Source organism: Janthinobacterium sp. 75 (genome assembly GCF_004365495.1).
Taxonomy (GTDB): domain Bacteria; phylum Pseudomonadota; class Gammaproteobacteria; order Burkholderiales; family Burkholderiaceae_D; genus Janthinobacterium.
In genome coordinates, this window is record NZ_SORD01000001.1 from 4,188,711 (window position 1) to 4,200,451 (window position 11,741).

4 protein-coding genes are annotated in these 11,741 nt (G+C 62.5%); all 4 read right to left on the reverse strand.

Features of this window, described 5'->3' with window-relative positions; genetic code table 11:
* Window positions 1-5: 5 nt before the first annotated feature.
* The 4 genes from C8C89_RS19075 to C8C89_RS19090 all read right to left on the reverse strand — a co-directional run bounded on the left by C8C89_RS19075 (window position 6) and on the right by C8C89_RS19090 (window position 11,413).
* Window positions 6-1,400, reverse strand: a complete 1,395-nt coding sequence (locus tag C8C89_RS19075) for a Gfo/Idh/MocA family oxidoreductase (RefSeq protein ID WP_133991815.1) — start codon at window positions 1,398-1,400, stop codon at window positions 6-8.
* Window positions 1,401-1,466: 66 nt separating this feature from the next.
* Window positions 1,467-4,508: a TonB-dependent receptor gene (locus tag C8C89_RS19080; RefSeq protein ID WP_133991818.1), complete on the reverse strand. Its 3,042-nt coding sequence runs from the start codon at window positions 4,506-4,508 to the stop codon at window positions 1,467-1,469.
* Between the two features lie 508 nt (window positions 4,509-5,016).
* Complete coding sequence (locus C8C89_RS19085; protein WP_133991821.1) at window positions 5,017-7,962, reverse strand: TonB-dependent receptor; 2,946 nt, start codon at window positions 7,960-7,962, stop codon at window positions 5,017-5,019.
* A 100-nt stretch (window positions 7,963-8,062) separates the two neighbouring features.
* Entirely contained in the window at window positions 8,063-11,413 is a 3,351-nt protein-coding gene (locus tag C8C89_RS19090; protein ID WP_133991824.1) for a TIM-barrel domain-containing protein, read from the reverse strand.
* Between the last annotated feature and the right edge of the window lie 328 nt (window positions 11,414-11,741).

An 11,741-nucleotide genomic window follows, 5' to 3' on the forward strand; every position in this document is an offset into this window, starting at 1 on the left:
AAGGCTTAGTACTTGCCGTCGAGGGCAAAGATCGGCTTGCGCGATTTCCACTGCCCGCCCGTGAAGTCCGGGAAGTCCAGGGTCTGGAAGTTGGCGGCAATAGACTGTTCGGACAGCGGCGTGATGGCGCTCCACGTCACGGCATCGTAGATATCGATCGGCATCGGCGCGTTGGCCTTGAGGGCTTCGACAAAGGCGTGGATGACGAAGAAGTCCATGCCGCCGTGGCCCGCGCCTTCCGCCTGCGCCGCGTACTTGCGCCAGACCGGGTGGTCATACTTGTCCTGGTAGGCCTTGAAGTCGTCCCACTGGTGCGGCTTGCTGACGCCTTCGATGTGAATCGAGTTGTTCAAGTCCATCCACAGGCCGTCCGTGCCTTGCACCCGGAAACCCAGCGAATACGGACGCGGCAGGCTCGTGTCGTGCTGCAGGATGATGGTTTCGCCGTTTTCGCACGCCAGCGTGGTGGTGACGATATCGCCCAGCTTGAATTTCACCTTGGCATTCGCATGCTGCGCGCCGCCCGGCTGCTTGACGATGTAGTCGTGCAGGCCGCGCGCCTTGGTGGCGAAGGCGTTGATGCGCGTAAAACGGTTGCCGCGGTTGATGTTCGTGTACATGGCGCACGGGCCGATGCCGTGGCTAGGATACAGTTCGCCATTGCGCTCGACCGAGTGCTGCGTGCGCCAATGGGCTTCCGACCAGCCCTTTTCGCCGAATTCCACGCCACCGCCATATGGCTTGGCCGGATTGCCGCTGTTGAATTTGACGGCGCGCAGATCGTGCTGGTAGCCGCCCTGCAGGTGCAGCAGTTCGCCGAACAGCCCCGCGCGCACCATCTGCAGCGCGGCCATCACATCGCGGCGGTAGCATACGTTTTCCAGCAACATGTAGGGCGTGCCCGTTTTCAGCTGGGTGTTGAGCACATCCCAGTGGTCTTGCAGGGTGATGCCGGCCACCACTTCGCAACCGACGGGTATCTTGGCCTGCATGGCGGCGATCGCCATGGGCGCATGGAATTCCCACGGCGTGGCGATGATCACGCCATCGAGTCCGCCCGCGTCCAGCATGCGCTTGTAGGCTTTCTGGTCGCGGTCTTCGCCATACGTGCGCGGACGCGGCTTGCCGGCTTTTTCCACCTGGCCCAGCGCGTGTTTCAGCATGATCGGTTCGATATCGCACAGGGCAACCACTTCCACATCATCGCGGCGCACCAGTTCCGCCAGCAGCACCTGGCCACGCATGCCCGTGCCGATCAGACCCAGGCGCACCTTGTCGCGGGCGGCGGCAGGGGCGGCGTTGGCGGCGCCAGGCAGCAATGCGCTGCCGGCCATGGCGCCACCGGCCAGCGCGGCGCTGGCGGACAGGAAATTGCGTCGATTGAATTGTGTTGTCGTCATTGGTCTCTTCTCGCTTCCATTGGTAATGATCGTCGCCGGCCCGCCGCTTGGCAGACCGGCTGCAGTTTAATAGGTGTATTCAGCAGTGAAGCGCACGGACCGCGGCGCCGTGCGGCCGGCCACCTGCAAATAGCTGCGGGCGATGGCTCCATGGTCTTCGCGCGTCTCGTTATAGCGGGTCACGGTCTGGCTGTTGAACACATTGAAGACGTCCACTTTCAGGCTCAGGCCCTTGACGGCGCTGGGAGTATAGGCCACATTCATGTCCAGCTGGGCTTGCCATGGCAGGCGGCCCTGGCTGCCGCGCGGCGCCGGCTTGCCATTGCAATAGAAGTAGGAATCGCCGTAATCGTTCTCGAACTTCAGGTTATCGGGCAGCGCGCCGATGCAGTTGCGTGGCGCGCCCGAGGTCAGCGACAGGTTGGCGCCCACCGTCACGTCCGGGATGACCTGCATGAAGCCGTAGGCCTTGAAGGCGTGGCGGTGGTCGCCCGGCAGGTAGCCATAGGCGTTGTACATCAGTTCCTTGTGGTCGTCGCTGACTGTCAGGCCCACGTCGCCGCCGCCGATGCTGTCCGTCTGGCCTTCCATATTGCCCTTCAGCGCGGACAGGGTGTAGGTCAGTTTGCCGTACCAGCCGTTCGTGTAAGGATGTTCGACGAACATGTTCAAGGCGCGATAGGTGCGCGATGGCAGCGGATTGCCCCACTCTGCCGCCGAGATATCCACGCGGCGCAAGCCCTTGCCGTCATCGAAGTCCACCATCAGGCTGTTGTCGCGGCCCGGGTTGATGATGGCGCACTGGAAGCCGCCCCAGTTGCTCGTGTCGACGCTGTTGCGCGTGGCCCAGGCTTGCAGCGGACGCGCGTCGCAGACGTCGTCGTTGGTATCGTTCAGCTTGCGGTACAGGACGCTGGCGCCCACCACCAGTTTCTTGCTCAGGGCACGTTCGAAGCCCAGCGAGAATTCATCCTGCGACAGCGGTTTCAGGCCGATGGCCGTCACTTCGCGCGCATCGCGGCTCTGGCCATAAGCGTTGTTGGCCGAATATGGCTTGCTGATCGCATGCAGGCCCGTCGGTGCGCCAGTGACGGGATCGACGCCCGTGTAAGTGTACATCTCGCTGGTGGCCAGGAAGGGGCTGGCCATGTTGCTCGACAAATTCGATGGCACCGGCAAGTGGTAGCGGCCGCCGTTGGCAAAGAATTTCAGGGTGCCGTCGCCCAGGTAATCCCAGGTGGCGCCCACGCGCGGGGCAATCATGTTGCGCTGCGAAATGAAAGCCACGCCATCGGTGCTGTAGTTGGTGAACTGTTCGCGGCGCAGGCCCAGGTCCAGCAGCACCCGTTCGGTGACCTGGTAGTGATCCTGAATGTATTGCGCCGATTGCACGCTGGTCGGACGCGCCAGGTTGGCGTTCAGGTCCTTGCTGACGTAATAGCCTTGCGCGCCATAGCCGCCCCCCTGGGCCGGCGTCTCAAAAGCGCCGTTGATAGCCCGGTTCGGATCGGTCGCCCGCTGGTAGCTCCAGCGGTAGCCACCGGCCAGACTCAGGCCCACCTTCGATTCCACGTCGATGCGATCGATGCCACCGCGCAGCGAGTGCTGGCCCAGTTTGTATTCGAGATCCAGGCGCTTGGCTTTCTGGCGGTCTTCCGACGACGGGTCGACCAGGGTGCCCGTCACCGTTTGCGGATTGGCGTACGCCAGGCCAGGCACCTGTGTCGATGCATTCGACGACGTTTGCGCCAGCAGCGGATTGTAGCCATTGGGCGTACGGGTGTGCGAAGTGCGCGATTCGCCCATCATGGCCGTCACCGTCAGATTGTCCGTCAGGTAGCCCGTGTATTTGAAGATGTCGATATTGGCGCCCGGCGCGGCCGATGAGCCGCAGCAGTTGACCGTCGTCTCGCCCTTGCCTGCCTGTACGCCGTTGCTCGCATGCGTGGCGTAGCTGTAGCCATACGCCTGGCTGTCCGTCTTCGTGCGGTCATACAGCTTGGTGTATTCGAAGTGATGGTCGTCCGTCAGGTTGTAGTCGAGCTTGGCCATCATGCGGTCCACCTTGCTCTGGCTGGTGCTCCAGCCGCGCGCCAGGGCCGTGCCCGAGTCGGCGGTGGCGGCAACGGCCTGGCTGTCGGTGCGCGTCTGTTCCAGCGCCACGAAGGCGAACAGCTTGTTCTTGATCAGGGGGCCACTGCCGTACAAGCCCACCACCTTGCTGGTGCTGCCATTGTCGCGGTTCCAGTACAGCAGATTGCCGTCCGTCTTGGGATTGGCGCCCGTATTCGGGTAATAGGTGTTTTCCGGCTCGCCCTTCAGCGAGAGGGGGATGATGGACACCTTGCCGCCGAATTCGACCTTGTTGCCGCCGCTCTTGGTGGTGATGTTGATCACGCCGCCCGTGGAGCGGCCAAACTCCGAACCATAGCCGCCCGACAGCACCTGCAGGTTCGAGATCGCGCCAAACGGCAGCTCCGACGCGCCCACCTGGGTCAGGATGTTGGTGATGGGGAAGCCGTTGACGTAAAAGGCGTTTTCCGACTGGCCCGACCCGCCGATCGATGGCGCATTGCCGTACACGCTGTTGGTGCCGCGCGCCACGCCCGGCGTCAGCTGCACGATGGAAGCCACGTCGTTACCGACTGGCAGCGCTTTCAATTCCTTGGCGGTGAAGATCACGCCATTGTTCGTATTCGACACGTCGATCGGATTGCGCGACGCTTTCACCACGACGGTCTGCTCCTGCCCCACGGTACCGGCCGCGCTGGCAGGGCCGAAGTTGGCTTCGGCGCCCGCGCCGATCAGCGCTTCGACTTCCTGAGATGCCTCGACCGAACCGGCACGCAGCACGCGCACCGCATAGCGGCCTGGCGGCATGGAGTTGGCCACATAGCGGCCCGACGTATCCGGCGTCAGGGTACGCTGCACGCCCGTCGCCAGGTTTTCCAGCACCACGGTGGCGCCGGCAGGTGCGCTCACTTCGCCGAAAATGGTACTGGTGGCGTTCGACTGTGCCCAGGCCTGGCCTGGCACGCCGGCCGCCAGTGCGATCACGATCGCGGCGGCGCGGCTGATGTCGCGCAATTTGAGTCGGGTGGTATGCATGATTGTCTCTCCGTCTATATCGAGGGTTTTACGCGCCCTCCCAGCTCCAGGGCGGAGTCGGGGGCGCAATTTTTATGGTGGTCGTCGGCCGGTGCAGCCAGGCAACCGCACCTTTCGGGAAATCGGTCCGTATCGGCCGATTTTCGTTTTCTTGGGATTACTTTAAAAAGAAAAATAAGTATCGTCAATGAAAAGAAAGTTATAAGGCAAAATTATCGTTAAACGTGGCACGAAAAGGCGATTTATCTTTCGATTGAATGAGTGTCGAGGCAGATAACTTTCGTTACCGTGGTGTGGCAGATACACCTGAACGCAAGGAGACGGTCGGCAGCGCATATTTCGCACAGGAACCGGGGGAGAAAAACGCGAAAGTGGACATGGCTATCCACTTTCGCTTACGCTTATCTTTCGTATTGCGCATTTCGGAATGCTGTCTTTTTCTTTTCATGACAGTAGCCCAGCTCGCCATAACGCAGGTCGCGCTGGCGGGCCGGGGCATCATCACGTCTTAAAAGAACTTGTAGCTGGCCGAGAGGGCAAACTGGCGGCCGAACAGGTCCTGGCTATGGTTGTAGCCTTCCCATCCGTTCGGGTCGTAGTACGGCTGCTTGTTGAACGCGTTTTTCACGTTCAGGCCCACGTCCAGGTGCTTGATCGGCTTCCAGCTGAAGGCCAGGTTGACCGTGGTGTACGACGGCGCTCCCTTGCACTGTCCTGCAGGCAGGGCCACGGAGGCCGCAGTGCAGTTTTCCGGTGTGTTGTCCTTGTCCCAAGGACCATACGCCCAGCGCGTCTTGCCCGAGTAATTGACGAACACGCTGCTGACGAAGTTGTGGTAGCTCCAGTCGGCGTTGACGGTAGCGCGGTAGCGCGGCGAATCGTAGTAGCCGACGGTATTGCCCTTGATGTCGCTGCCGTCTTCGCTGTCATGGGTGTCGCGCTTGCGGATGGTGGCCGCGATGCCGGTGCTCAGCTTGCCCCAGTCGCCCAGCGCAAAGCGCGTGCGCGCATCGATGTCCACGCCGTCCATCAGGGTACGGCCACGGTTCGAATACGAGTTGATCAAGCCGCCCAGGTTGCCCACCGAGTAGCCCGGCACGCCAGCCGCGCACACGCCCGCGTTGGCGGGATTGGCGCACATGGCCGCCACCGCCGCCATGTTGCCCCGGTCCGCGTCGGTCAAGCCATTGCGGATGGCGCTCGACGTGCCGGCCAGAGTGGGGCCGTACTTGTCCACCAACTCCGTAAACAGCTCGTTGAAGTCCTGGCGCACGATTTCGTCGCGGCGGTTGATGAACCAGTAATCGAGCGAAATGCTCACGTCTTTGGCCGGCTGCAGGACCAGGCCCACGGTCGAAATCTTGGCCTTCTCCGGACGCAGGTTCTGGTTCGGCGGGGTCAGGCCGCCCACGGTCGTCGAGCAATTCGAATTGAGCAAGCTCTTGCCCAGGTCCGCATCCGTCGCCACCCGGGACTTCATCAGGGCGCGCGCCATGGCGTTCGTTTCATCGCAGCGCACAGTGTCGCGGATGCCGCCCACCTGCGCAAAGACGCCGCCCGAACCCGCTTCAGCCAGATTGGGCGCGCGGAAGCCCTCGGAATATGTCCCGCGCAGCATCAGGTCAGGCCGCGCGCGCCAGATCACGCCCAGCTTGGGCGCCAGGTTGGCGGCGAAATGCGGATATTTGTCCAGGCGCGCGGCCGCATTGACTTCCAGCGTGTCGCTGAGCGGCACCACCACTTCGCCAAACACGGCGGCGATGGTGCGCCGGCCATCAAACCAGGAACCGCCCTGCTGCGTGATCAGGCCATTGGCCGCGTCCGCGTTGCCGGGCGTGAGGAAGCTCTCACGCATGATGTTGGTACCCACGGCGGCGCGCACTTCGCGCTCACCGAGCTTGAACAAGGTGCCTTCCAGCTTCGCATCCCAGGTCATCAGCTTGGTCCAGGATTCGATGGCGAAGGTCGGGTAGGCGGCACGCAGGAGCGCCGCGTTGGCGTCGCTGATTTCGCCGAACTTGTAGGCGGGATTGTCCGAGATATACGTGCGGCCGCTGACAGGGTCTTTCGTGAACGGGCCAAACGCCTGTTCAAAACCCTTAATGTTGATATTCGCCGTCTGGAACAGCGTGGAGTGGCTGCCCGCCACGCTCAGCGCCGTTTCAAAATCCCAGCCGCCGCCGATGCTGCCGCGCAAGCCGACGAGCGCGCGGTAGTTTTCATCGACATTCTTCTGGCCGAAGTGGCTCGTCGCATCCTGCAACAGGTAATTCAAGCCGGCCGCACCGCCCATTTTGGCCACCATGTCGGCATCGAGCTTGCCTTTCAGGTAGACGTTGTTCGGGCTCAGGAAAGGCGTGGCGAAGGTGTTGAGGGTATTGCCTGTGTTACGCGCGAACCAGTTATTTGTGCTGCCACTGTTGAAGCTGGACGGACCATTCTCGCCGCGCATCTTGATGTGAGTGAAGGCGCCTTCCGCGAACGCTTCCATGTCGCCACCCAGTTTCAGCCGGCCGCTCAGGTAAGCCGTTGCACGCTCCGAGGTCGGGCCCGTGTCGAGCTGGTTGGGCAGCGCATTCCACACGCAGCGACTACCCGACGCCTCTGTGATGCTGTTGTTGCAGCCTGGCGCGGCGCGCTGGGTGCGGGCATTGTTGTTGGCCTTGTCGAAGACAAAGAAGGTCCCGGGATTCATCACACCCGGTTCGCTGCCGACGCCCACGCGCATGTTCGGAATGAAATTGGGATTGTTTACATAAAAATACGAGGGACGCTTCTGGTAGGTATCGGCCAGCGCGATGCGGTCGCGCTGGTAGACGTTCACGGAACCGTAGATGTTGTAGCCGTCGCTGGCCAGGTCGCCCAGGCCGTACAGCACGCTGGCCTGGCGCTCGCCATAGGCTTTCACGCGGGGAGAAAACTCGCCGTTGGCGCGCGCTTCCAGGCCCTGGTAGCTCTTTTTGGTGATCACGTTGATCACGCCGGCCACGGCATCGGAGCCATACACGGCCGACGCGCCGTCCGTCAAAATTTCCATGCGCTCGATGGCGGCGGCAGGAATGGCGTCGATATTGACGAACATGGTCTGGAAGCCGGCTGGCGCGCCATAGAACGACAGGCGGCGGCCATTCAGCAGCACCAAGGTGCCCTGCGCCCCCAGGCCGCGCAAGTTCGCTTGCGAACCGCCGTCCGACCCCGTGAACATCGAGCGGAAGTCCTGCTGCGCCGGGCGGGCGGCGGGCAGGTTGTCGAGCACCTGCAGCAAGGTGAGCGCGCCCATGTTTTCGATCTGCTTGGCATTGATCACCTGTACCGGCGACGCCGTTTCCGCGTTGATGCGCTTCAGGCTCGAGCCCGTCACTTCGACGCGCGCCAGTTTCTCCTCCTCCGCTGCCAGCGCTGTCGACGCCAACCCTACCGCCACCATGGCGGCCATCAGTTTTTTCAAGTGCATTCCCATCTCCCTCTTATAAGTGATTTGTTTTCGTCAGGCTGCAAGAGCCCCTCCCCGGTCCGAAGAGGGGCTCGTTTTTAGTGAAATGATTGAAGGCCGGTTAGCGCGGCTTGACTGTCGCGCCTTCCGTGCCGGTCAGCACGGCATTGGCCCAGTTGCCGCACACCTGGGCCGGTTGGGCGCCGCGCGCGCCCAGAGTGCGCAAACTGAGCTGGCTCAGGCCGCGCACGTCGATTTCGGGTTTGACCACCCCGGGAGCCGTGACCAGGCCGCTGTCGTACAGCAGCCGCTCACCGCTCCATACCTGGAATTGCAAGCCGCCCGCGCTGCGGCAGCTATCGTCCACGCCCAGGTCGGCGCGCAGCAGATTCCAATTGCCAGCCAGCTGCAAGTCGATGCGGCTGGCTGGTCCCACGCCAAGGCCCTTGCGGAACCACAGCCCGTTCATGCGCATCTCGGCCGCCTTGCCGGCCGGCCGGTCTTTCGCGATATTCTTCGGCAGCGCCAGGTCCGACAGGTAGCGCAGCACCTCCTCGCCTTCGGCCATGCGGTGTTCGAGCACGCGGAATTCGGACAAGGTCACTGGCGCCACGTCGGTCGCCAGCGCCGCATCAAACGCGCGCGCCACCGGCCCCGCTTGCGCCGCAGTGACCATCGGATCGGTGGACGCTGCGCCGTCACCTTCCGGATTTTGCGTGCTCATGACGCGGAAGCGCAGCAAGCGCCCGGCCGTGGCCGGAAAGTTGATCGTCTGCTTGCCTTCCTGCAGCTTGAGGGTGCCGCGCACCAGCGGCGCCCCCCACTCGCCGTTGTTGTCGCCGATGTAGATTTCATAGTCGCGCACCTGGCCATGCTTCCAGTGCTGGTCGTTGCGCGGCGCCAGTTCGATGCCGTCCACCAAACGCCGTTCCGTAAAACCGATCACCCATTCGTGCGGACCGCTTTTCACGGACGGGCTACGCACGGTGCGGAACCATGTCTCCGGCTTGCCATCGAAGGCGTTTTCCAGCGGATAGCCGCTTTCTTCAAACGGACGCGCCACCACCTGCATGGCGTCGGCCGGCAAGGCGCGGCCCGGCACGGGGGCGGCCGGGAAATCTGCATCGATTCTCGCCACGGCCAGCGCACCAGCGACCTGCAGCATCAAAGGCTGGCGGATGTCCTGCGACGCCACTTTCACGTGCAGGGTGCCTTGCCGGTCTGCCGCGTCGAAATACCAGCCTTCGATCGCCTTGTCATAGGCGGCACGGACACCGGATGCCGCGATCAGGCGCTCACCCGCGCGCACGGCGGCCGGTGCCTTGCCCGCCAGCATGCGCAGCGCGTAACCGCGGCGCGCCTCCTGGCCCTGGTACTTGCCATCGACGGCGCCGATGTCGACCTGCACATCGCCGCCCGTCTGGCGCATGCGGATGACTTGCTGGCTGAAGGCGCCGCCCTGGTACTGGCGCGTGTTGCCGTCGTCTTCATACAGCGTATACGCGGAATCGCCATGCGGGTAGATATCGAGGGTCAGCTGATCCTTGGGCTTCTGGCCGTCGTACAACATTTCCGGATACATGGGCAGGATGGCGCCAGCGCGCACAAACACGGGCAGCTTGTCCAGCGTCACCTGCATATCCAGGTCGCGCCCTTTCGCGTCCGCCGTGGCCTGGCGGCCATCCCAGTAGTCGTACCACGTACCTTGCGGCAGGTGGATGCCCTTGCGCCAGCCGCCGCTGACGGCCTGGCTGCGGTAAACGGGCGCCACCAGCACGTCGCGCCCCAGCAGGAATTGGTATTTGTACGCTTCCGTGTAGGCGGCCGGGTCTTGCGGGTAATCCCACATCAGGCCGCGTACCAGCGGTGCGCCCGATTGCTCCGCTTCGCGCACGAGCGTATACATATACGGTGTCAAACGCATCTTGAGTTTCAAATAGCGGCGATTGATGTCGCGGTACGGCGCATCGAACCACCACGGATGCTTGCGCTCGGCCGCGGCCCAGCCGGACATGCCCATCAGGACGGGCGTAAAGCTTTTCCACTGCAGGTCGCGCAGATAGGTTTCCGGGCTGCCGCCGAAGATGGCATCGACGTCACCGGACGCATACGCCTGGCCCGACAGGCCCGAACCGATCAGGGTCGGAATGTGCCAGCGGATGTAGTCCCAGCTGGCGCTCTGGTCCCCCGTCCACGCCACGGCGTAGCGCTGGATACCGGCCCAACCCATCACCGTCCACAGGAAGGGGCGGCTGTCGGAATTGTTCAGGATGCCGTCGTAGGCTGATTTGTTCGCATCCATGGCGAACTGGTAGCCCTTGCCCGTCCACGCCACGTCCAGCTTTTGCACGCGGCTGCCCGCCTGGCCCACTTCCCAGGCGATCTTGTCGACACCATTTTCCGTCCACAGGCCCGTGCGGAAGCCATAGCCAGCCAGTCCCTTCACCGTTTCCGGCAAGTTCGTATAGCCGCAGCCATAGCCATCGTTGGGCAGGATCCAGCCGCCCGGCATGTCGTGTTCGCGGTACTGGCGCGCCACCGTTTCCACCACGTCCGGCGTCTTGCCCGTGGGGCCATCGGTCCAGCCCTTCGGCACGGAGCCGGGCTTTTTCACATTGTCGCCGTCGTTGTAGCAATCGGCGTCGCCGTATTCCAGTGCCCAGCGGGGCAACATGCGCGCGCGGCCCGTCAAGTCAGTGTAGCGGGCGACGACGTCGCGCAGGTCCTTGCCGACAAAGAAATACGCATCGAAGCGGCCTTCCGCGTGCTGCAGCGAGATCTGCTCCTTGTCGCGCAAGTCGTAATTACCGTCGGACCAGGTATTGCGCAGCATGCCCCAGCCCCGTGAACTCATCAAAAATGGCGCGGGATTCGGGCGGTCGCCCTCTTCCCAGCCGCCCGAATACGACACGGGCACCTGCTTGCCCTTGAATTCGAAGCGGCCATTTTGCTGGCCGCCACCGAAATAGCGTTCTCCCGGCAGGCTGGAAAGCACCTGCACGCCCTGCTTGTCGTCCAGCGACAAAGGCTGCACCTCGCGCCACAGCGGTACCGCGTCGCCCTTGCGGAACAAGGTAAAGCGCAAGGGTTTGCGGTCGATGCGCAAGCTCAGGGCCTCGGTGCTGATCAGGACATGGTCGGCCTGCTCGCTGAGCTGATACGCCACCTGCGCCGCAGGCTGACCGACAACGATGGGCGCGGCCTTGTCGCCCGGCCCCGTCAAACCGGCCTTGCCGCCCGCCTGGATGCGCAGCACGTCCACCTGTGGCAGGCTGATACGCAACTGCATGCCCGTATCGCTGCGCACATCCCAGCCCAGCGCCTCGCCCTTGGCCACGTCGGCCAGGTGCACGGCGGAGAGCGACTGCAAATTGCCGAGCGGCGCGGCATGCAGGCCAGGGGCAGCCAGGGTGGCAAGTGCGGCGAGGACACAGGCGGCAAGGACGCGGCGGGGAAGCGGGAGTGGATTCATCAGGCGGCTTTCAGAAAATCGAAGTGATGGAAATACTTTAAGAAGAAAAATAAATATCGTCAATCAAAACAAAGTTTTGCAAGCAATTTATTAATAAAATGCCCAAAATTGGCGCATTTTCCTTACGTTTCACCAAAATGTCACAAAACATACTTTCGTTATCGTCGCATTTCAGCGACAAGCAGCAGCTCAACTGGGTTTCATGCGGCACCGCAACACGATCCAGACCCGATAAAACGACATTATTTCGCAAGTCGAAAAACAATTTACTTTCGTTTTACTTTCGTATTTGACTTTTCGAAATTTAGTATTTATGCTTTCTCCAACA